14 protein-coding genes and 1 pseudogene are annotated in these 22,906 nt (G+C 43.3%); 7 read left to right on the top strand and 8 right to left on the bottom strand.

What is annotated here, in order from left to right; translation table 11 throughout:
• Both ACROAE_RS19710 and ACROAE_RS19715 read left to right on the top strand, forming a co-directional pair.
• Nucleotides 1-205, top strand: a 205-nt coding sequence (locus tag ACROAE_RS19710) for a hypothetical protein (RefSeq protein WP_432405712.1), incomplete at its 5' end; no start/stop codon positions are given.
• A 240-nt stretch (nt 206-445) separates the two neighbouring features.
• Nucleotides 446-889, top strand: a complete 444-nt coding sequence (locus tag ACROAE_RS19715; RefSeq protein ID WP_432405714.1) for an RNA recognition motif domain-containing protein — start codon at nt 446-448, stop codon at nt 887-889.
• A 26-nt stretch (nt 890-915) separates the two neighbouring features.
• On the opposite strand, the gene murI is transcribed toward ACROAE_RS19715, so the two are convergent.
• Nucleotides 916-1,695, bottom strand: a complete 780-nt coding sequence (gene murI / locus ACROAE_RS19720) for a glutamate racemase (RefSeq protein ID WP_432405718.1) — start codon at nt 1,693-1,695, stop codon at nt 916-918.
• Between the two features lie 129 nt (nt 1,696-1,824).
• On the opposite strand from murI, the gene trmA reads away from it, so the two are divergent.
• Entirely contained in the window at nt 1,825-2,922 is a 1,098-nt protein-coding gene (gene trmA / locus ACROAE_RS19725; protein WP_432405721.1) for a tRNA (uridine(54)-C5)-methyltransferase TrmA, read from the top strand.
• A gap of 269 nt (nt 2,923-3,191) precedes the next feature.
• Here trmA and fabR read toward each other — a convergent pair whose 3' ends face one another.
• The gene (gene fabR / locus ACROAE_RS19730) at nt 3,192-3,809 is read right to left on the bottom strand and encodes an HTH-type transcriptional repressor FabR (protein ID WP_160055543.1); all 618 of its coding nucleotides are present in this window, start codon (nt 3,807-3,809) and stop codon (nt 3,192-3,194) included.
• A gap of 156 nt (nt 3,810-3,965) precedes the next feature.
• On the opposite strand from fabR, the gene ACROAE_RS19735 reads away from it, so the two are divergent.
• Complete coding sequence (locus tag ACROAE_RS19735) at nt 3,966-5,075, top strand: acyl-CoA desaturase (protein ID WP_432405725.1); 1,110 nt, start codon at nt 3,966-3,968, stop codon at nt 5,073-5,075.
• A gap of 70 nt (nt 5,076-5,145) precedes the next feature.
• Here ACROAE_RS19735 and ACROAE_RS19740 read toward each other — a convergent pair whose 3' ends face one another.
• Both ACROAE_RS19740 and ACROAE_RS19745 read right to left on the bottom strand, forming a co-directional pair.
• Nucleotides 5,146-7,005, bottom strand: a complete 1,860-nt coding sequence (locus ACROAE_RS19740; RefSeq protein ID WP_432405728.1) for an MFS transporter — start codon at nt 7,003-7,005, stop codon at nt 5,146-5,148.
• On the bottom strand, nt 7,002-7,607 hold the full coding sequence (locus ACROAE_RS19745; protein ID WP_432405733.1) for a TetR/AcrR family transcriptional regulator: 606 nt from the start codon (nt 7,605-7,607) through the stop codon (nt 7,002-7,004). Before ACROAE_RS19745 ends, ACROAE_RS19740 begins: the two co-directional genes overlap by 4 nt.
• Before the next feature lie 191 nt (nt 7,608-7,798).
• Here ACROAE_RS19745 and selD point away from each other — a divergent pair, with 191 nt between their 5' ends.
• Together selD and mnmH are read left to right on the top strand one after the other, a co-directional pair.
• Nucleotides 7,799-8,857, top strand: a complete 1,059-nt coding sequence (gene selD / locus ACROAE_RS19750) for a selenide, water dikinase SelD (RefSeq protein ID WP_432405736.1) — start codon at nt 7,799-7,801, stop codon at nt 8,855-8,857.
• Nucleotides 8,854-9,957 (top strand): tRNA 2-selenouridine(34) synthase MnmH, encoded by a 1,104-nt coding sequence (gene mnmH, locus ACROAE_RS19755; RefSeq protein ID WP_432405739.1) that lies wholly within the window; start codon nt 8,854-8,856, stop codon nt 9,955-9,957. Before selD ends, mnmH begins: the two co-directional genes overlap by 4 nt.
• Nucleotides 9,958-9,994: 37 nt before the next feature.
• Here the strand turns inward: mnmH and ACROAE_RS19760 are convergent, their stop codons facing one another.
• The 4 genes from ACROAE_RS19760 to ACROAE_RS19775 form a co-directional block, all read right to left on the bottom strand.
• Nucleotides 9,995-11,323 carry a hypothetical protein gene (locus tag ACROAE_RS19760; RefSeq protein WP_432405742.1) on the bottom strand — a complete coding sequence of 443 codons (1,329 nt, stop codon included), beginning with the start codon at nt 11,321-11,323 and terminating at the stop codon, nt 9,995-9,997.
• A 105-nt stretch (nt 11,324-11,428) separates the two neighbouring features.
• Nucleotides 11,429-12,238 (bottom strand): 3'(2'),5'-bisphosphate nucleotidase CysQ, encoded by an 810-nt coding sequence (cysQ, locus tag ACROAE_RS19765; RefSeq protein ID WP_432405746.1) that lies wholly within the window; start codon nt 12,236-12,238, stop codon nt 11,429-11,431.
• Between the two features lie 128 nt (nt 12,239-12,366).
• Nucleotides 12,367-12,939, bottom strand: coding sequence for an ADP compounds hydrolase NudE (nudE, locus tag ACROAE_RS19770; protein ID WP_432405749.1), 573 nt, complete (start codon nt 12,937-12,939; stop codon nt 12,367-12,369).
• 194 nt (nt 12,940-13,133) lie between these two features.
• A complete protein-coding gene (locus ACROAE_RS19775; RefSeq protein WP_432405752.1) occupies nt 13,134-21,944 on the bottom strand; it encodes an Ig-like domain-containing protein in 8,811 nt (2,936 codons plus the stop codon).
• Between the two features lie 357 nt (nt 21,945-22,301).
• Here ACROAE_RS19775 and yrfG point away from each other — a divergent pair.
• A pseudogene (gene yrfG, locus ACROAE_RS19780) lies at nt 22,302-22,784 on the top strand (GMP/IMP nucleotidase); the annotation flags it as partial.
• Nucleotides 22,785-22,906 lie beyond the last annotated feature (122 nt).

The following is a 22,906-nucleotide window of genomic DNA, read 5'->3' on the forward strand; positions in this document are numbered from 1 at the left end:
ACTTGATAAATTGTTAAAGAGCGTTGACCGTTTCAGTAGGTCAGGGCTGCGTATTCTACGCATTCCCTTTATGGCGTCAAGTGTTTTTTCAAACTTCTTTTTGCCGTTATCTCTGCCACCTCAATGGTTTGATAACACTCACCGGCTTTTGCTTTCGCTGTCTGCCGTGTCAGTGGATGCGCATTATAGGCAGCTTAAGATTTAGTGCAAGCGCTTTTAAGCAATAAAAGTTTCGAACGTTGAACTTTTGCTCAGATCGATTCTTTTTTGGCTTTTTTGCTTAAAGAACCACCTTTACCTAGATAACAAAATACTTATTTCTGATATTAAAGTGAATTCGAGCTCAATTTTTCAACAGTAGTCTGGTGTATCTGGTAAATTTTAATTACTATGTAACGGTTTTTAACAGTAATTTATCATTTTCATATTCATTAGAGATTATTTTATGCAGAAATCATTCGTGATTGTTTTGATTGCGGCGCTTCTAGGCGCTTTTGTTTTTTCTCAGTTTGGCGGTACATCTTCTTCTGTAGCGTTTATTGCTGGTGTTGTCGTGGCAACGTTAATTTTCACCTTTATACCTACAAGCTCAGCAAATTCTGCTGATGAGCCTTATGTAGGTCCAACTATGACACTATATGTAGGTAATTTGCCTTATCGTGTTCATGAAGGTGAAGTGAAGGCTTTGTTTGGTGAGTATGGTCCGGTTAATTCTGTGCGTTTAGTCCGTGACCGTAAAACTGGACGCCGTAAAGGGTTTGGTTTTGTTGAAATGTCTGAGGCAGGTGCTCAGAAAGCAATGACGAAACTGAATGACTACAGTTTCCAGGAACGTACTTTAAAAGTAAGAGAAGCTAAATCACAAGAGTCTGACTCTGATAATAGCTAACTCTATTCCTTTTATTGAGTACTGTGTTAGTCGGTTATGGTTACCAGCGAAAATTCACTAAAACCATAATCGACTAATGTCGCTTTGAGCCCTTCATTTATGTCTTTGGTATAACAAGCTTGTAATCTCTTGTCACCATTGTGTTCTTTACTGAGTAAAAATCTCACCCGCTTAGCCACTGCCTCTCCAGAATCCAGTAATACAACGCCTTTTCCAAGATAATCACTTATTTCTGCTGCTATCATCGGAAAGTGAGTACACCCCAATACTAATACATCAATCTCTGACGCTTTTATTGGTTCAAGAATATTGTGTAGTTTATCTATATCTATTTTTTGTCGGGCGACATACTGCTCGGCTAGTAATACTAAATCGGATGTACCAAACAGATCGACTTTACAGTCTCCGGCAAATTGCTGGATTAATGTTTGAGTATAATCTCGCTTCACCGTGCCAGGCGTAGCAAGTAAACCAATGTGCTTTTTGCTGGATAACATTGCAGCAGGTTTAATAGCAGGCACCACACCCACTACAGGAATGGTTAATAGTCGACGTAAATGTGGCAATACTAAAGTACTGGCCGTATTGCATGCGACAACAACAATACTCGCATTAAGTCGTTGCGCATGGTGTGCAATCAATGCAACGCAACCTGTGATCAGTTCTTGCTCTGACAAGTTGCCGTAAGGCAAGCGTGCATTATCAAACAAGTAACAGTAATCATGCTGTGGTAGTTGTTTTCTAATCTCATTCATGACCGACAATCCGCCGATACCAGAATCAAACACTAAAATAGGTCCAGACAATATTGGCTCCAATTATCAATATGTTCAGTATTATTCGTCTTGTCGCTTTATACTAAGGCGCGTAACACTAGACATGAGCGTCATTTAGTATAATATTTGCGCCCTTTTTTACAGCCTTAGGTGGACAACATGAATTTAGCTGCAATGGATCCTAAAAACTACGATGCACAATTACAACAAAAGCGCATCAAGCTTGAACAGGCCTTTGCCGATTTCACTCCACCAGCACTTGAAGTCTTTGCTTCCGAACCAATGAATTATCGCATGCGTGCTGAATTTAGAATGTGGCATGAAGGCGATGACTTATATTACTACATGTTTGATAAAGCACTGAATGCAAAAGTGCGTTGCGATCAATATTTGCCTGCTGGTGTGCTTATTAATCAAATGATGGCGGAATTAATTGTTGAATTAAGACCTAATCCAGCATTACGTCATAGACTATTCCAAATTGATTTTTTGTCGACATTAAGCGGTGAGATATTAGTGTCATTGCTATATCACCGCCAGCTTGACGAAGAGTGGCGCGAACACGCAACTCAGTTAAAAGCGAAATTAGCAGCCAAGTATAATGTCAATATTATTGGTCGTGCCCGCAAACAGAAAATCGATTTAGATAAAGACTTCGTTGTCGAATCATTAACGGTTAATCAGCAGGTGTTACAATACAAGCAAATTGAGAACAGTTTTACCCAACCTAATGCCAAAGTGTCTGTAAAAATGTTGGAATGGGCAATCGATGCGACTAAGCAAAGCCAAGGTGATTTGTTGGAGCTGTATTGCGGCAATGGAAATTTTACCATTGCTCTGGCGCAAAATTTCAACCGTGTATTAGCCACTGAATTAGCTAAACCGTCTGTTGATGCCGCTCAGTATAATATTGACATCAATAACGTCACTAACGTTCAAATCATCCGTATGTCAGCAGAAGATTTTAGTGATGCAATGGCGAAGAAGCGTGAATTCAGACGTTTAGAAGGTATCGATTTAGACAGTTTTGACTGCAATACCATCTTTGTCGATCCGCCACGTGCAGGTATCGACCCTGAAACGTTAAAGCTTGTACAAGGCTACGAGCGTATTTTATATATCTCGTGCAACCCAGAAACCTTAAAAGACAACTTACTCACACTAAGCGAAACCCATGAGATAAGTCGTTTTGCCCTGTTTGACCAATTCCCGTATACCGACCATATGGAATCGGGCGTGCTACTTGTACGTAAGTAACCTGAGCTCGGGATAATAAATGCCTTTCAAACAGTCCTTTGCCCTGCTAACTGCGTTGAATCGACTTACAATAGGCTAGCTATTGACGCGTCAATTCGCCTTGTTAGCTGAACAAATGACAAGCTTGAAAGTGAGAAAGGGTAACATCTTGATTTTAAATAGCATAAGTTCATCCTTTATCCCGAGCTCAGGTTAAGTAAGCAGTTTACTAAACAATAAGGGCGCGAATCATCGCGCCCTTATTGTTTCAGCTTTTTAAACACAATCCGTTAAGCACGATTATCCATCTTTTGCTGCAACGCCTCAGCACCAGTAGCAACCATACGCAGCTGTAACACAAGCTGATCGGCCAATGCTTTACGCTCACTGCGTTTGATATCTAATGCCGATGCTCCTGCGTTAAACACCAAAATAACCAATGCTTCTGCCTGTGCTCGAGCTAAATCGGGAGTGCGATTGGCTTGTGCTTCGGTGTAATGAGCCAATTCAGAAATAAAATGCTCAATTTCACGCTCAACGGCCGCTCTAAAAGCTGCAGATGTACCAGATCGTTCATGTAGCAAAATACGAAATACGTTTGGATTAGACTCTAACACTTCTATAAAGGTGTCGACCGAAATACGAATTACACTGCCACCCGCTTCAGCACGTTGACGTCCTTTGCGCATCATTTGACGTAAGGTTAAACCGCCCTCATCAACCATGGTTAATCCGAGTTCGTTCATGTCTTTAAAATGACGATAGAAAGAAGTGGGCGCAATACCAGCTTCACGGGCAACTTCTCGTAGACTTAAGCTTGAAAAACTACGCTCTGCACTTAATTGATTAAATGCTGCATCGACTAATGCACGACGCGTTTTTTCCTTTTGTTGTGCTCTAACACCCATCTACTCATCCAATCAGTCAATATTTAGCAACAGATAATACCGTTTTTAAAACAGAAACACAGCCCTGTTAAACTTGACCCATGCCTACTACCTAAGTTAAATTAGCGTACAAATGTACGCTCAACTTGCTAAAACCTATAATTGGAATCCTACTAAATGAAAAAACCTCCAATCATTTGGCTTAATACCCTGTTATTTGCCATCACTTTACTTGGCGCTGTGGTATTGATCCCTTGGCGTGGTTTCACCCATGGCTTTGACGGCATTGAATGGATTGCATTTGTTGTTTTTGCTTACGCGAGTGGTTTATCTATTACTGCTGGTTACCACAGACTCTGGTCTCATAAAGCATATAAGGCTCACCCAGCCGTTCGCTTTTTATATGCGCTCGGTGGTGCATTAGCACTACAGAATAGTGCATTACATTGGTGTAGCGATCACCGTATACACCACAAACATGTTGATAATAATGATAAAGATCCGTACTCAGCTAAGATGGGTTTTTGGTATAGCCACATAGGTTGGATGTTGCGTGAATACCAAGCGAGTCGTTACAGCGATTACAATAATGTGCGGGATTTACAAAACGATCGCATTGTCATGTGGCAGCATAAACATTACCTTGCGTTAGTCATTTTAATGAACATTGGTTTACCGGCATTTTTAGGTTGGTTAAACGGTGACATACTTTCTATGGTGCTAATGGCGGGTTTACTGCGCTTAGTAGTAGTACATCACTGTACGTTCTTTATTAACTCATTAGCACACATTTGGGGAAAACAGCCGTACACAGATAAAAACACGGCTCGTGATAATGCATTTATCGCTTTATTGACATATGGCGAGGGCTATCACAACTTTCACCATATTTTTGAAAACGATTACCGCAACGGCATTAAGTGGTGGGACTACGATCCAACCAAGTGGTTAATTAAAAGTATGAGTTGGGTCGGCTTAACCACTGACTTACGCAAAGTACCACAAGAACGTATTGAAAGTGCTCGTTTGCAAATGCAACTTTTGCGAGCACAGAATCAAGTGGCACACTTACCTAACTGTGATGAAATTATTGAAAAGTTTCAGGCTGAATACGACTTAATGAAACAACACTTGCTTGAATATTATCAAGCGAAAAAAAGCCTACTAGAAGCGAAACGTAAGCAATTAGCCGACCATAATCTTAAGCAACAAGTACAAGATTTACGCAGTCAATTTTTAGAAAGACAGCGTCATTGGAAAAGTTTAACAGCGGCTTACGCTCAATAAACTGAGCGCAACGAAAAAGGCCATCTTGATTTAATCAAGATGGCCTTTTTGTTTATTGTATCTCTACTATTTATTGTTCGAATTGTTGTGTCACTTGCTGCTGAAGCGCCATACGATTGGTGGTATCACCTGCAACCACAGGCGCAATATTCACCTTCACCCGAGACCAAAAACGTGTTGGTTTAGTCGTTAATGCGTGTCCGCCTTTATGGCTAAAATACGAACCCCATAACCCATTAAGTGCTAACGGTATAACCGGTACAGGATCGCGTTGTAAAATCATCTCAATGCCTGGTCTAAACTCACCAATATCACCATCTGAGGTTAAACGCCCTTCAGGAAAGATACACACCAGTTCATCATTGGCTAACGCATTATGAATTTGCTCGAACGCATTAAGATAAGTCGCTTCGCACTTTTTAGGTGAGCAAATAGGAATAACGCCAGCATGCCTAAACACATACTTTAATAACGGAATTTCGCTAATCGACTTGTCCATCACAAATCGAATCGGTCGCGTTGACGCCCCCATAATAATTAGCGCATCAACGTAACTTACATGGTTACTGACAATGATCCCTGCTCCTTGAGCCGGAATGTGCTGTCTGCCCTGCACGTTAACCCGATACATTACGTGGCTAAGCAAGTAGCTAATAAACCGTTGAGTAAACTCGGGCACTTGAGAGTAAACATAAATCAGTACCACTAAGTTAAGTACACCGATAAGCATAAATAACTCAGGAATACTCCAACTAAACACCCCAAGTAAGACTATCGATAACACCGCCGAGCCAACCATAAACAACGCATTAATAATGTTGTTTGCAGCGATAGCTTGCGCACACTCTTGTTTTTCTGCGCGGGTTTGAATAAACGCATATAAAGGCACAATAAATAGTCCGCCGCTTAACCCCACCAGAAACAAATCAATCATCACACGATAATGCTGAGCATTGCTAATAAAAGACTCAAAACTATAGACAAAACCTGGCTCAACCACTTGTAGCGGGATTGCGCCTATCATGTCAAAGCTAAATACACTGAGTCCCAATACTCCAAACGGCAACAAACCTAGTTCAACATGGCCAAACGAAAAACGTTCACACACAAAAGACCCAACCGCAATCCCCACAGAAAATAGCGCTAACAGTAAAGACACCACCGTAGCATCTGCATGTAAATGCAGCTTGGCAAAATTAGGAAACTGAGTCAGATATGTCGCACCGACAAACCAAAACCAACTAATCGCTAAAATAGCCATCCAGATTGATGTCGTTTCACGAGCTTTACTAATGCAGCGCCAAGTGCCTGAGAAAAGTGAAAACTTATTCGGATTTAGCTCACCCTGTGCAGGCAGTGATGGAATCGCTCTACTTGCCAAATAACCACACACCGCAAGTACACTCACAATGATAGCTGCCCACGTTAAGCCATTTTCATTAGACACCACTAAACCAGCACTTAGTGTGCCGACAAGAATTGATAAAAACGTGCCCATTTCAACCAATGCGTTGCCTTTTACCAACTCAGCTTCACTCAGTGCTTGAGGCAATAATGAGTATTTCACAGGGCCAAAATAAGCCGATTGGCTACCGGTTAAAAACAACAGCAACAACATGACCATATAACTCTGGCTCACAATCGCGATAGCGGCTGTGGACATGATGATCAGTTCTAGTAACTTTAAGCGTTTGATCAATGTTGCCTTATTCATGTTATCAGCCACGATACCCGCATGAGCAGAAAACAAGAAAAACGGCAAAATGAATACACCAGCGGCCAAATTGACAAACAAATTAACGTCGATAGGTAATGCATTAAGCTGACTGTAGGTCACCAGTAATAACAGGACATTTTTATAAAAATTATCATTTAGCGCCCCTAAACACAGGGTTGCAAAATAAGGAAAAAAGCGTTTGGTTAATATCATACGAACTCCTTGTTTATGCCCATTCCGGCAATATATCCTTGTACATGACTGCAAAGCATTGCTTGCAAGTCACTGTGTGTGACAAATAGTTTTCCATCTAACGCTAAACACGTTAATCCATGAATACCGCCCCAAAGTACCCTGCTCATTAACTCCACTTTTTGATCGCTAATGTCTGCTATACATAAACGCAGCTGCGACTCGACTAACGCAAATAATGATTTGACTAACGCTGAATGATTTACGGGTAAGGGTTGCTCGTTGGGCATAGACAACTCAAAGACTAATCGGAAACAACTTTTATGTTGCAGTGCAAAGTCACTATACCGTACAGCCATATCTTGAATATTCAACAACGGTTGTTGTGTAGTTAATCCCTGCAACACCGCAGATAAGCTAACTAACGTATGCTCAGATACTGCTAATAATAAGTATTGGTAGCTACCAAAGATATTAATCAAAGTACTTGGCACATAACCGATTTCGGCAGCAACCTTTCGTAAACTCAACGAATGGATACTGTCATGCTGTAAATACTGCACTACCGCGGCTATCGCCATTTGTTTAATTTGCTCATGAGTGTGCTCTTTGCGTCTGGCCACTGCGCTACCTAATTCCATTACCTTTTATGGTTGCTAAGTTAACAGCAAACAAAATAAAAAACAATGTTCACAATAATATTTTACGTATTAGAAAACGACGACTTAGTTTGATAAACGACTAAAACACAAGATATTCTGCCTAATAGTGATTATAATTACGGCTCAATACGCCATCTAAAGATCACCTTATTATGTCTGAGCAAGCAGTTAAACTTACTGAATATAGTCATGGCGCCGGTTGCGGCTGTAAAATTTCGCCTAAAGTCCTAAGTACCATTCTTGCATCGCAGCTACCTGTATTTACTGATCCCAACTTATTAGTGGGTAATCAAACGCGTGATGATGCCGCCGTATATAAACTCAATGAACATACCGGCATTATCAGTACCACAGATTTCTTCATGCCTATCGTTGACGACCCATTTACTTTTGGCCGTATCGCCGCAACCAATGCGATTAGCGATATATACGCCATGGGCGGCACGCCAATTATGGCCATTGCTATATTAGGTTGGCCAGTCAATGTATTGCCACCTGAGATTGCACAGCAAGTCGTCGATGGCGGACGTCAAGCCTGCGCGGATGCTGGTATTATGCTTGCCGGCGGCCACAGTATTGATGCACCAGAACCCATTTTTGGGTTAGCCGTCACCGGTCAAATTCCACTTGAGTTACTCAAGCAAAACAATACGGCTAAAGCTGGCGATCGTTTATATCTCACCAAACCGCTGGGTATTGGTATTTTGACTACTGCGCAAAAACAAAAAAAATTACGTGACGAAGATAGTCAAATAGCACCACAAGCCATGTGCCAGCTCAACACAATTGGTATCGAGATAGCTAAAATCACTGGCGTGAATGCTTTAACAGATGTCACTGGCTTTGGTTTAGCAGGTCATTTAATTGAAGTGTGCCAAGGAGCAAAACTTAAAGCTAACCTCGCATTACATAACGTACCTTTACTGCCAAAGGTTGCTGATTACTTAGCACAAGGCTGTGTGCCTGGCGGCACCCATCGTAACTTTGACAGCTACGGCGAGCATCTACCGCCTTTAACCGACGACCAAAAAGCCATTTTATGCGACCCACAAACTAGCGGTGGTTTATTAGTGACTGTAAATGCAGAAAGCGAAGCCGAACTGCAAGCGTTACTGACGGCCAATAATATTGCTGCTGTGTGCATTGGCTCAATGGCCGAGTTCACCCCTGTTAATGTTGGTCACGATATACTCATTGAGTTAACTCAATGAACGACATCATTCCCAGTTCGGAATATGGCCGTTTACTACTCGAAAACAGACCACTAATTGATGTGCGCGCCCCAATAGAGTTTACTAAAGGCGCGTTTAGTCATTCGGTAAATTTGCCGTTAATGCAAGATGGTGAGCGCGAAAAAGTCGGTACCTGCTACAAACAGAATGGCCAAGACGCCGCTATTGCGTTAGGCCATCAATTAGTGACAGGGAAGGTAAAACAAGCGCGAATTGAAGCCTGGCAGGCTCAACTGTCACAACATCCAGAAAGCTATTTATACTGTTTTCGGGGTGGACTGCGCTCTAAGCTATCGCAACAATGGATAAAAGAATCGGGTCTTAATGTGCCTTATATACAAGGTGGCTATAAGGCAATGCGCGGCTTTTTAATTGAAGCGATAGACAGTGCGCCAAAGCACTCCAGTATGCTGATTTTAAGTGGCATTACCGGCAGTGGTAAAACCGAATTTATTCATCAGCGTGATGAGTCGGTTGATTTAGAAGGTATTGCTAACCATAAAGGCTCGAGCTTTGGTAAAAACATTGACCCACAGCCAACGCAAATCAACTTTGAAAATAATCTTGCAGTATCATTGCTCAAACATCAACAGCAACAGCATCGACATTTATTGCTTGAAGATGAGAGCTTTCTGATTGGACGCTCTGCACTCCCCCACGCTTTTTATCAAGCCATGCAACTTGCGGATATCGTATTACTGGATGAACCCAGAGACATTCGCCTGCCTCGCTTACTCAACGACTATGTCACCGAAAAGCTGGCAGACTATGTTGCTAAGTTTGGTGAGCAAGCTGGTTTTGCTGCATTTAGCGACTACCTCAGCCAAAGCCTTACAGGGATACGTAAGCGCTTAGGCGGTAAGCTGCATAGTGAGCTGCAACAATTGGTAGACGATGCGTTATTACAGCAGCTGAATCAAAATGATGTGAGTAAACATCTAGAGTGGATTAGTGTGTTACTTGAGATTTACTATGATCCTATGTATCAGTTTCAATTAGAAAAGAAACAAGATCGCATTATTTTTCAAGGTGACCGGCAAGCGATTCATCAATGGTTAGACGATCGTAAAACAGTCTAAAAATAACGCCCTCATTTGAGGGCGTTTATTTGTAGGCTTAATAAATATCGACAGAAATTTGTTCAATAACATAATTATCATAAAATTCTGACCGAGTTTTCAAATCAGCGCGTTGTATTTCGACTACTTTTGTGCGGAATTGATTATATTGGCTCGACGAATGACTAAAGTAACCATAAATCATGACCGATAAATTCGCCTGGGTAATTTGCTCAAACGGCGTTTGTAAATTTGTCGGTAAATCCAAATCAGGAAACGTCCCTTTTAATGGCGCTTCAATTGTCCAATTCGCTATACCGCTTTGACCAAAATCAACCTGAAGTAATGTTTTACCCGTCCCAATACCAGTAAAATCATAGTTACTGGCACCATCCTCACTAAAACTAGATAAAATGGCGTCGGTGCTTTGTAACATTTTTTGCTGGTTTTGCTGTAATTGTACTACTTGAGTAGCGTCAGGATCGGTTACGCGATGGCGCCGGCTGGTGTAGTAAAAAACTTGACCATTATCGTCACCCCCTAACGGTTCAAAATTAGAATAAGTAATAAAATTATTAGCAAATAATCCCGGGAAAACATGCGCAGACACGGGCCATTCAATCCAGTTTACTCGGCCGTAATCGGTTTCTGAAAACGTTCTAAAACTCGGCGAGTATATATTGTTGTTGGCACTGCTTAATTCGGCGTTGAGTTCAACACCTTCATTTTCAGCGTTTTCAAATATAGAAGGGGAAACATATATCGTGCTATTAGCAGCATAACTATTAACATCGATTTGTGCTGCATAAGATGTCAAACCATCAGCATAAGTTGGGGTTAGCACTAAATTAACAGGGGGGAATTGCCCATCTTGTTTACACACCTTAGCACTAGACCTATCACTCCTACCGTCAATATAAACGGTATAACCGTTATAATTGGCATTAACATCACTCAATGAAAAATTGAAGTCGCTGCAAGCACAAGCTGAATCGATATTGCTATTACGCTCACCCACAATGCCAATATCACCCGCAACAACATTGAGCTTACTGTAAACGAATAACTCGCCATTGATTTGTTGTGCATATGAAAAGTGATAAGCATCTGATGGCCAAGCAATATCAAACTTACCTGTTGAAGGCACTTTTGATTGGCTTAAAATACTGCCATCTTTACGATGTACAATAATGTCAGTTCCTACTGCAGGTTGGCTGACATCACACGCAGCGGCGTAATAAACAATATCGCCAGTTAAGCGTCCATCAGGGCTTCCACCACTGTCAGTAGAGGTATCGTCACTACCGCCTCCACAACCTGACAACCCAATCGCCCCGAGGATGAATAACATCGAAGTTGAAGCGGTATACATTCCTTTGCGTCTCATGTGTTTTGCTCTCAATAAACAGTTCACTAACAATTGAGATACAATATTCACACACTAATACAAAAGCAATATGCGACTAAAAATATATTCCCCCGACCACATCAATTAGGTCGTGAGTAAAATATCCCAAGGTAAATTGGGGCTACCCACCACAATAAAATTCGGGTTTTCTAAGCTTTCTCGTTCGTTGTACGTCATTGGCTGCAAGTTAATATCAATCAAAGCACCGCCGGCTTCTTCAATAATAATTTGCGCCGCGCCCGTATCCCACTCACCGGTTGGGCCTAAACGTACATAACAATCAGCGCGACCTTCTGCGACTAAACAACTCTTTAATGCCGCGCCACCCATAACAACCAATTCGCAATGATTAGGTTTATTGAGCAACTTCAACACAGACTGAGGATCTTGGCGACGGCTTACGGCTAATCGTAAATTATCAGTTTCATTGTTAGTTAACTGTTTACTGGTAATGCGGACTTCATTTTTACCGTCACGCTTATACGCACCTAATCCTGCAATGGCGTAATAACACACCTTAGTCATTGGCACATAAACGATACCCATAATAGGACGATTGTGTTCAACCAATGCGATGATCACAGAAAAATCGCCACTGCCAGCAATAAACTCGCCTGTACCATCTAGTGGGTCAACCAACCAATAGCGCTTCCATGTTTCGCGCACACTTAATGGAATATCGGCCGCTTCTTCACTTAAAATGGGAATGTCTGGAGTCAACACAGCAAGTTGTTGGCAAATAATATCGTGGGCAGCCAAATCTGCCGATGTTACAGGCGTATTGTCTGATTTTATCTCACGTTTAAAGCTACCCTTTAAGTAGATCTCGCGGATTTTCTCTCCGGCCTCAGTGGCGATGCCGATAACTTGGTCAATTACATCTTCTGGCTTCATTACTACTCCAATCGCTGGGTTCGATAAGGATGACCTTCTAAGGGGTTAAATTAGCTTTTATCCCCTTATGTCGCGGTTGTTTGCCTAAATTATTGTCTCGCGCAAATGCCATGCACGATGAACCATCGCTAAGACTCTGCTTTCGATGTCTCAGAGGTTGCTAGATATTGCTGGGTTAAAAATAATGCACTCACACTGCGAGACTCTGAAAAATCACCATTGTCGAGTAATAATTGCCAGTCCGCTAAAGGCCACGGAATAACATCTATCGGCTCTGGTTCGTCTCCTTCTAAACGACTAGGATAAAGATCCTCAGCGACAAAGATTTGCATTTTGCTTGAGAAATAGCCTGGCGCAAGTGACAACTCTTTTAACAGTGTCAGCTTATGGCTGCCAAATCCAATCTCTTCTTGTAGCTCTCGGTTTGCGGCTTCAATGGCGGTTTCTCCAGGATCGATCAATCCTTTAGGAAAACCTAATTCATAATTATCAGTGCCTGCGGCATACTCACTGGCTAATAACAGCTTACCTTCGTGAATAGGGACAATCATCACAGCCCCTCTGCTACCGCCTTTCATTCTTTCGTATTGGCGTTCAACGCCATTAGAAAACTTAAGGTGAACCTGCTCAATTTGAAACAGTCGGCTTTTAGCAACGACTTCTGTGTGCAGGATTTCCGGCTTTTTATGCCGCTGTGTCATTGCAGCCCCATGTGACGAATTAATAAAGACAAAGTACAATCTTACTATTCTACGTATATTCTACAACCGGAATTTACCCCCTTCTGTATTCAAGTTTGTATTTTGGTGTTTTTTAAGATAAATCACAAAGCCACTTAGGTATCTAAACGCAATAAAAAAGGAGCTAATAAGCTCCTTGTTTATGTTCTAGACTATTAGAAATGATAACGTAAACTGAATTGCCCAGTTAAAATATCATTCGGCTCTAAATCAATATATTGATAACCAATACCTAACGACCACGACTTGGTCATTTGATAATGAAATTGCATTCCAATATACCAATCAGTACCGTCCAATTCGGTCATTAATCGGCTATTATTCATGTCGCTGACAACATCAGCTTCCCACCTAAACAAACCGACAGGTACTTCAAAACGCCAATCTTCATGCTCTACAACTGTAAAGCGCAAGCCTAATGTCATTCCTTCAGCCAATATAGGAGTCACCGACTTCAACTCTTGATGATACGCCTCAGGGGTTAAAGTACTTCCGCTAAGTTGTGCACTGCCGTTGCCAAAGTCTGAATAACCTAACTCCACAGCAATAAACGTGTTCCATTGATAACCCGCACTCAAACCAAATGCAGTATCGTCATCATTGACATCAGTGATTTCTGTGTCTGTTTGCCTATGAGCTAACTTACTATCGGCATAAGCTTGCCCAACAAAACCATCTAGATACCATCTATTGGCTTCTGCTGCATTAGCTTGTGTTATCACACTGGCCAGTACCACACTGCTTACCGTTAGCCACTTAGCTCGACGCAGTAAACCACCAAATATAAGTAGGACTAATCCATACAAAGATAAGCTGCCACCACTGGATTTATTTTTTACAATAACATCCTGATAAGCATTAATAGTAATAAACACTTGTCCCATAGCCTCACCTCCTGCACCGTCACTTATCAAATAACTCACGGTGTCGATGCCTTCAAAGCCTAACTTTGGAGTATAACGTAATTGGTTAGCTTCAACGGTCACCAAGCCCTCTAAAGCAGAACCGCTAATTAACGTTAAAGAATCACCATCTATATCGCTGTCGTTAATCAATACATTTAACAGTAAACTCGTTCTATCATCGGTTTCTGCATTATCATCTACCGTTGTTGGTGGACTATTAGCGATAACAGTTATGGTTACTTGACTCGTTGAAGTGCCACCTTGTCCATCAGAAATACTATATGAAAGTATATCTGTACCAATAAAATCAACTTCAGGGGTATAACTGATCTGTTGATTAGCTAACACGCTAACATCGCCGAAATCACTTGTGACACTTTGTACACTTAATGAATCACCATCTTCATCTGTATCATTAGCCAATACATCTATATCAAGACTTTGGTTTAATGACATAGATGCATTATCTACATTTGCTACAGGAAAATGGTTGCCGTTAAGTAATACTGCTACACCACCAGGATCAACAACAGTGCCATTAATACGACCATCGCTATCATTAGCACCACCATCTTCAATCGTTAATTGTACACACCAATGCCCTTCGGTTAAGCCTTCTGTGTATTCAACGCTTCCTGGTGGAGGGCAATAACCTAACTCGCCGGCGCTACTAGAGATCGTATTATTAGTGTCAGTCACAAAAGTGTCCCAACCTTTTTCAGAATGATATTTACGATAAATAGAATTTATCGCTATCGGTAATATTTGTGGCAGCACTAACTTAACACTTTGTCCAGGAACAGGTAAATCAGACACATCAAAGTCGAAAACCCCACCAATATTAATCGCTTCCATGTCTTCAGGAATGATGTTTATTTCAATTTTTGAACCAAACGCATTTTGCTCTAATGCACTTTGACCTAAACGTAAACACACTCCTGCTTCACCTTCCATTAAGAAACGAGTTTGTGAAGTCTTTGTCTCTTGTAACACATTACAAGAATCGATTGCATCTAAGTAGTTCGGTATTCCATCGAGATCTGTATCAGTAAAACCTTCCTGATTGTCTGGAATTAAATCACCATCAGAATCATCACCACTAAGTACTGGCAATATCGCATACACCACGAGATTGACCGTTTCTGTGGTTGATAATTGAGGAATACCATTATCTGTTACCGTTAAGCTTATCGGGTAAACACCTGGCTCTAGGTCAATAGGAGATAAGTACACCCCTGTATCGCTTGGCTGTATATCAACTGCGCCACTTTGCCATTCAGACGTTAAACTATCTTGTTGATTGGCATCAGTAAGGTTCACATTGATACTTACATCTCCACCATTTTGAGCGACGATAAGTTGTTCGTTACCAGCTTGGGTAATTTTCAACCCTATTTTTGGCGCAATATTAACTTCTGAAATCAATATATTCGATTTATTCTTGCTGCCAACATTCACACTAGAGTCGAGACTAATCGTCACGCTCTCATCAACCTCATTATCGCCATCTTCAAAGGTATTAAAGTTGAATTGTGCTGTTTGTCCTGAAGTAATCTCCACAACACCATCGACTAAATCATGATCGCTACTATCTGCAGAACCAGACACAGTGAAAGGCACTATGACTGGATATACTGGTGCAGTACCATTTAAATGAACAGTAATAGCAACTTCATTACCTTCTGCAACGGTTTGATCTTTTCCAAAAGACACCAACGGATATACATTGATTTTTTGAGCTTTAATCGCTGTATTACCTTCTGCGTCAGTTGCTTGCCAATAAACTAGGCTAACGCCTGGTGCAAATACAACATTCTTGTTAATTAGTGAAACAGGTAATGATTGTCCATTTCGATCAACCGCTTTAGCGACACCCAGTTTTACTCGTGTAAACAGCCCAGTTGCATTGATATCGATATCACTTGGTAAAGTGATAACCGGCTGGCTATCTGACGCAATGCCATCAATTAATAAATTAACTTTAGCCGTTGCGCGGCCTTGATTACCATCAGTTATAGTATAACGAAGGGCTACTGGGCCAACATAAGCTTCAGGAGCAGTAAAGCTTAGTCCTTCTGCTGTTATAGCGACGGTACCAATATCAGCGGCTGCACCGTCAATAGTCAATACATCACCATCTACATCGATATCGTTAGCTAATACAGCTAACGCATAAATATTGCTTTCTACTCCCACTACGGTAAACGTATCGTCCACTGCCACAGGTTCATCATTGATTGATGTAACATTAATTGTAACTGCCGCAGGTTCAGAGCTTAACTCCGCATCCTTAGCGATAAAACTAATCACATCAGTACCATTAAAGTCTTTCTCTGGAGTATAAAGCCATACTGTTCCATTTTTCTCTAAAGTACCCGACGTAGGCATCGTAACGACTTCATAACTCAGTAAATCATTATCTGAATCATTAGCACTGAGTGTAATCATCACAGAGCTATCTTCATCCACTGTAACAATTGAGCTCACTGCAATCGGTGCATCATTGACGTTTATAACAGTAATACTAAAGCTTTGGTCAGCCGTTAATCCATCACTGTCGGTTACTTTAAGTGTCACAGCATGGCTGCCCACGTCGCTGTTGCCTGGAGTACCACTCAATATGGCGGTAGATGCATCAAAGCTTAGCCAAGCTGGAATGGTCACGCTGCTATAGGTCAGCACATCACCCACATCACTGTCAGTGGCAGACACTGTGTAGCTGTAAGCCACATCTTGCGTTGCCACTGTCACACCACTTGAACTGAACACCGGCGCGTCATTAACGTTGGTCACTGTCAAGTTAAATACTGGTAGACTAGCCGAAAAGGAACCGTCAGACACACTAATCACAATGCCAGTTGTTTCACCCACGTCTTGATTGGTAGGGGTGCCTGACAGCATACCTGTTACGCTATTGAACGTTGTCCATATTGGCTTGTTGACGATACTAAAAGTAAGCGTGTCGCCAACATTGTCTGCCGCAGAAGGCGTAAATTGATATGGTATATCCTGAGCAACAGTTAATGTCGGTGATCCATTAATTGTTGGAGCGCCATTGGGTATAACGACATTAGAGTTACCAGATGCAGCACTGACCCCCGCACTATTAGTCGCTGTCACACTGAAAGTATATGCCGTTCCGTTGGTTAAGCCGGTTACCGTTAACGGTGAAGCACTGCCCGTTGCCGTTAATCCACCAGGGCTTGACGTCACGGTATAACCCGTTATCGCTGAGCCGCCTGTGTTGCTTGGCGCAGTAAAGCTTACTGTTGCTTCGCTATCACCTGCCGTTGCGCTGCTAATGGTCGGCGCATTGGCCGCAACCGCATTAACAGTAAAGGTTTCACTCACTTGTACCGCTGCGCTAAACGCTGCATTACCCGCCTGGTCTACATTTACCGTACATGTGCCTGGCATCACAAAGCTTAAGACGCCGCCAGAAGTAATCGTACACACGCTGCTTGTCGCTGAGCTAAAGCTTGGTGTTAAGCCTGAGCTTGCACTCGCGGTTAACGTTGGGCTGGTATCCACATTTTGTGCACCAGGATTGGCAAACGTTATCGTTTGTGGACCTATCGGTGTCACGCTGTTGGATGCACTTGATGCCGCACTCGCGCCGGAACTGTTGGTCGCAGTGACACTAAAGGTGTAAGCCGTTCCGTTGGTTAAGCCGGTTACCGTTAACGGTGAAGCACTGCCCGTTGCCGTTAATCCACCAGGGCTTGACGTCACGGTATAAGCCGTTATCGCTGAGCCGCCTGTGTTGCTTGGCGCAGTAAAGCTTACTGTTGCTTCGCTATCACCTGCCGCTGCGCTGCTAATAGTCGGCGCATTGGCCGCAACAGCATTAACAGTAAAGGTTTCACTCACTTGTGCCGCTGCGCTAAACGCTGCATTACCCGCCTGGTCTACATTTACCGTACATGTGCCTGGCATCACAAAGCTTAAGACGCCGCCAGAAGTAATCGTACACACGCTGCTTGTCGCTGAGCTAAAGCTTGGTGTTAAGCCTGAGCTTGCACTCGCGGTTAACGTTGGGCTGGTATCCACATTTTGTGCACCAGGATTGGCAAACGTTATCGTTTGTGGACCTATCGGTGTCACGCTGTTGGATGCACTTGATGCCGCACTCGCGCCGGCACTATTAGTCGCTGTCACACTAAAGGTGTAAGCCGTTCCGTTGGTTAAGCCGGTTACCGTTAACGGTGATGCACTGCCCGTTGCCGTTAATCCACCAGGGCTTGACGTCACGGTATAACCCGTTATCGCTGAGCCGCCTGTGTTGCTTGGCGCAGTAAAGCTTACTGTTGCTTCGCTATCACCTGCCGTTGCGCTGCTAATGGTCGGCGCATTGGCCGCAACCGCATTAACAGTAAAGGTTTCACTCACTTGTACCGCTGCGCTAAACGCTGCATTACCCGCCTGGTCTACATTTACCGTACATGTGCCTGGCATCACAAAGCTTAAGACGCCGCCTGTGGTAATCGTACACACGCTGCTTGTCGCTGAGCTAAAGCTTGGCGTTAAGCCTGAGCTTGCACTCGCGGTTAACGTTGGACTGGTATCCACATTCTGTGCACCAGGATTGGCAAAGGTAATAGTTTGAGTTGCTTGAGGCGTAATTGAATTAGAAGCAGATGAAGCTGAACCCGTACCTACCGAGTTGGTCGCTGTTACGCTAAACGTATAAGCAACGCCATTTGTCAGACCGGTCATCGCTATCGGTGAGCCTGCGCCTGCACCTGTTAATCCACCAGGTGATGATGTCACCGTATAACCGGTAATCGCTGCACCACCATTACTGGCTGGCGCGCTAAATGCCACGCTAGCCGCAGTATCACCTGCCGTTGCAGTTCCTATAGAAGGAGATCCCGCCACTATGGCATTAATGCTAAAGGATCTGCTTACCTGAGCGGCGGCCAAATAACTGCCATTGCCCGCTTGGTTTGTATTAATCGTACAGGTACCGACGCTTACAAAGGTCAACACTCCACCACTGGTAATCGTACAAACCCCGGCTGTGGATGAAGTAAAGGTGGGCGAAAGTGCTGAATCCGATGAGGCGGTAAGCGTAGGGCTAGTACCAAAATTTTGTGCGCCTGGATTGGCAAAGGTAATAGTTTGAGTTGCTGCTGGAGTTATAGCACTTGAGGCTGTCGATACACTGCCGGTACCGGAACCATTGGTTGCTCTAACGGTGAATGTATAAGCCAAACCATTGGTTAACCCTGAAACGTTAATGGGAGAACCTGCGCCTGCACCGGTTAAACCACCTGGGCTAGCTGTCACGGTATAGCTAGTAATCGTTGCGCCGCCAGTAAAGACTGGCGCACTAAAAGCAACTGAAGCTTGAGTATCACCTGCCGTTGCCGTAGCAGCAGTAGGAACCCCAGGCACAACGGCATTAACAGTAAATGAGCGCGTTACTGTTGGCGCGGCCGAGTAACTACTATTACCGGTTTGATCTGCATCAATGCTACAAGTACCCGCCGCGACAAAGGTTAATGCTCCACCGGTTGTAACCGTACAAATACCCGTAGTCGATGATGTAAAAGTAGGCGTTAAGGATGATGATGCCGTGGCTGTTAAGGTCGGCGTAGTGCCAAAGTTTTGTGCCCCTGGATTAGCAAAAGTGATTGTCTGCACCGCCGCTGGCGTTATTGAGTTAGATGCGCCTGATGCAGCACCTGTACCTATACCAGAGCTAGTCGCAGTCACCGTAAATGTATAAGCCACACCATTGGTAAGGCCGGTGACTGTCATAGGCGAGCCAGCGCCTGAACCGGTGAGTCCTCCTGGGCTCGACGTCACGGTATAACTCGTAATCGCCACACCACCGTTAGAGGCTGGCGCAGTAAAGGCTATCGATGCCTGTGTGTCTCCTGCAGTCGCGGTAGCAGCCGTAGGCGCACCTGGCACCACGGCGTTTACGGTAAATGATTGTGCCACTGTTGTTCCGGCAAGATAACTACCATTACCCGCTTGATCGGCATTGATCGTACAGCTACCCGCTGTTACAAACGTTAAATCGCCACCCGAGGTGATGGTACACACACCTGTGGTTGATGACGTAAAAGTAGGTACTAACGATGAAGTTGAGGTGGCGCTTAAGGTTGGCGTGGTACCAAAGGTTTGTGCCCCAGGATTACCAAAAGTGATGGTTTGTGTTGCTTTCGGGGTAACCGAATTAGACGCACCAGAAGCGGAGCCTGTGCCTACCGCATTGGTTGCAGTTACGGCAAAGGTGTAAGCTGTGCCATTGGTTAAGCCGGCAACAGTAATCGGAGAGGATGTCCACGAACCCGTAAAAGTGCCTGGGCTCGAAGTCACGGTATAACCTGTGATGGCTGAACCACCATTAGAACCCGGCGCACTAAACGCGATGATCGCTTGGCCGTTACCCGCCGTTACCGTATCTACAGTGGGTGCACCAGGTACAGTGACCGGAGTGACCGCATTGGACACAGTAATACCATTAGCAGTTAAATCAGCCACAGTAACCGCTGAGTCTGACCCTGCAGACCAATCCTCTGCTGCCGCTAGGTTATAGGTTGTTACATCGTTTGACTGGGTGCCATTTTTATTCAGTAAACTATCAACCGAACTTTTATCAGTGGCACTTAGCGTTAAGCTAAAACTTGTGCCATTGGTGATTTCAACATTAGCGGTATCAGTTAGAGTGTAGGTAGCGCCTGCTTGGCCTGTTAAAGTAAACTTATTAGCAATAATGTCATTAGTGCCGCCAGATCCAGATCGAGTAAATCCTGAACCACTGACCGTAGCGATACCGGTAGATACATCATACAAGGCGCTGGTAATAGTCGGCACTGAAACATTGCTTGCGGTAAAAACATTTGATGCATCGGCAACGGTGACCGCAGGACCTGCCCCCGCAGCCCAGTCTTCAGCTGCATTAAAATTGTAGGTGGATATATCAGTAGAGACCCCACCATTTCTATTCACGATAAGGTTTAGACTTGCTTTGTCGGTGGCACTTAACGTCAGGCTGAAACTGGTGCCCGAAGTGATTTCGACATTACTTGTATCAGTGAGTGTGTAGGACGTACCGGCTTCACCGTAAAGAGTAAATTTATTGGCCACTATGTCGTTAGTTGCGCCGGCACGTTTTGACAAACCGGTACCTGTTACCACCAAAACAGCGGTATTGGCATTGTAAGTCGCATTGGTAATAGTGGGGGTGGGTACGCCGCTGGCGGTAATTACGTTACTCGTCAAATCTGCCGTATTGCCAGCGGTTACCGCTGCGTTCCAGTCATCTGCCGCCGCAAGGTTGTAGGTAGTACCGCCCGTAGAAGCAGTACCATTTTTGTTTGTAATTTGGCTATTAATTGCGGCTTTGTCGGTCGCACTTAAGGTGAGTGTGGCAGTGGATGCCGAGCTAATATCTACATCGCTGGTATCGCTCAGTGTATAGGTCGCACCACCCTCGCCGGTAAAGGTCAGCTTACTTGCATCGATATCATTTGCTGCGCCTGCTTTTGAAGTGAAATTAGTGCCGGTTACCACTATTGCGCCAGTGCTGGCATTGTAGGTTGCGTTGGTGATTGTGGGCGTAGGTAGTACCTTCGGGCTAAAATCCAAATCATCAATATCAATATCTAAATCGACACCGCTAATACGCACCTCATCAATGTTCTCCCAACTTGAATTGGCAGACACATCGAATGTGCCAAAATTAACGGCACTTAAATTGTAGCTCGTACTAACCACTGAAACATTATCCCGGAAGCCGCTAATCGTTAAGTTATTACTCCCAAAGCCCCTCGACACGGCAAAACCATTCAATTTAAACTCATCACCATCACTGGTTTTAAAACTCACCAAAGTCGATGTGCCGGGTCCAAAACTGCGATATCCCAAGGCTTTATCTGCCAAAGATGCGATATCACCATCAGTAACTACCTTAATATAAATGGCGTCATTATTGGTGTAGATAATGTCGGCGATGGTAACAGAATTACTTCCCCGGTCACCCGCAAGTAACGCGTCAAAATTCTGATCGGCGGGTGTCGCTGCCCAAGCGGTTTGCATCAGGGTCATAAATACAATACTTAAAAATATTCTAAGCCTTGTAACACCATATTTTTTAGTACATATACCAAATGTGTTAAAGCTAATAGTCAGCGTATTTTTAAGCATAATATTCTCTTTTATAATGAATAGCGGCGTTTTAAAAAATGTACAACTCATTTGCTGGCACAACAAAGCGCCCCATTAAGGACGCTTGGCAAATAAACTTAACTTTACACTTTGGAATATATAGATTTGAAATTATAGATAGAATGTCAAAAAATAACACTATTTTAACAAGCTTATGTGAAATAATAATATCCATGTAAATTCACTTACTGGGTTTAACTAGAATCTTTTCAAATTAAATAACACACAGGTTGTAGTATGTTTCCTTGGAACAACATAGACACAGTGCTGCTCGATATGGATGGCACCCTGCTAGATTTGCACTTTGATAACCATTTTTGGCTGCAATTAGTGCCACAACAATTAAGCCTGTTACGCCAGATTAGCCTAGACGATGCTAATGATTTGGTGACTCAAGCGTATCATAATGTCGTCGGCACCCTAGATTGGTACTGTTTAGATTATTGGCAGCAACATTTAGGCTTAGATATTTTGGCTTTGCATCATACGGCTGCAGACAGAATTAACATACGCCAGGACAGCATGCCCTTTTTACAAGCACTCGCGGGTGCAAGTAAGCGGCGAATTTTGTTCACCAATGCGCATCCTCATAGCCTGGCGTTAAAGCTCACTCACACCAATTTAGCCGATGGCTTAGATGAGTTATTGTCGAGTCATGAAAGTGGCTACCCCAAAGAGCATCCCAACTTTTGGCGTTATGCGTTTGATAAATTTAATTTATACCATTTACATTAATTAACTGGTCAGTTTTGTCCAGCTTCTAGAGCATAATTTAATTACCCTTTCAGGCTCTGCAATAAAGTGATTCCATGCAATTGAGCACTGTTCAACAATATCGTCAT

The organism is Shewanella sp. MF05960, from assembly GCF_050849305.1.
Taxonomy (GTDB): Bacteria; Pseudomonadota; Gammaproteobacteria; order Enterobacterales; family Shewanellaceae; genus Shewanella.

Excerpts from the sequence above, each read along its gene's own strand:
- ACROAE_RS19715 (WP_432405714.1), top strand. The coding sequence starts at position 446 with ATGCAGAAATCATTCGTGATTGTTTTGATTGCGGCGCTTCTAGGCGCT.
- trmA (WP_432405721.1), top strand. The coding sequence starts at position 1,825 with ATGAATTTAGCTGCAATGGATCCTAAAAACTACGATGCACAATTACAA.
- fabR (WP_160055543.1), bottom strand. The coding sequence starts at position 3,809 with ATGGGTGTTAGAGCACAACAAAAGGAAAAAACGCGTCGTGCATTAGTC.
- ACROAE_RS19735 (WP_432405725.1), top strand. The coding sequence starts at position 3,966 with ATGAAAAAACCTCCAATCATTTGGCTTAATACCCTGTTATTTGCCATC.
- ACROAE_RS19740 (WP_432405728.1), bottom strand. The coding sequence starts at position 7,005 with ATGATATTAACCAAACGCTTTTTTCCTTATTTTGCAACCCTGTGTTTA.
- selD (WP_432405736.1), top strand. The coding sequence starts at position 7,799 with ATGTCTGAGCAAGCAGTTAAACTTACTGAATATAGTCATGGCGCCGGT.
- mnmH (WP_432405739.1), top strand. The coding sequence starts at position 8,854 with ATGAACGACATCATTCCCAGTTCGGAATATGGCCGTTTACTACTCGAA.
- ACROAE_RS19760 (WP_432405742.1), bottom strand. The coding sequence starts at position 11,323 with ATGAGACGCAAAGGAATGTATACCGCTTCAACTTCGATGTTATTCATC.
- cysQ (WP_432405746.1), bottom strand. The coding sequence starts at position 12,238 with ATGAAGCCAGAAGATGTAATTGACCAAGTTATCGGCATCGCCACTGAG.
- nudE (WP_432405749.1), bottom strand. The coding sequence starts at position 12,939 with ATGACACAGCGGCATAAAAAGCCGGAAATCCTGCACACAGAAGTCGTT.
- ACROAE_RS19775 (WP_432405752.1), bottom strand. The coding sequence starts at position 21,944 with ATGACCCTGATGCAAACCGCTTGGGCAGCGACACCCGCCGATCAGAAT.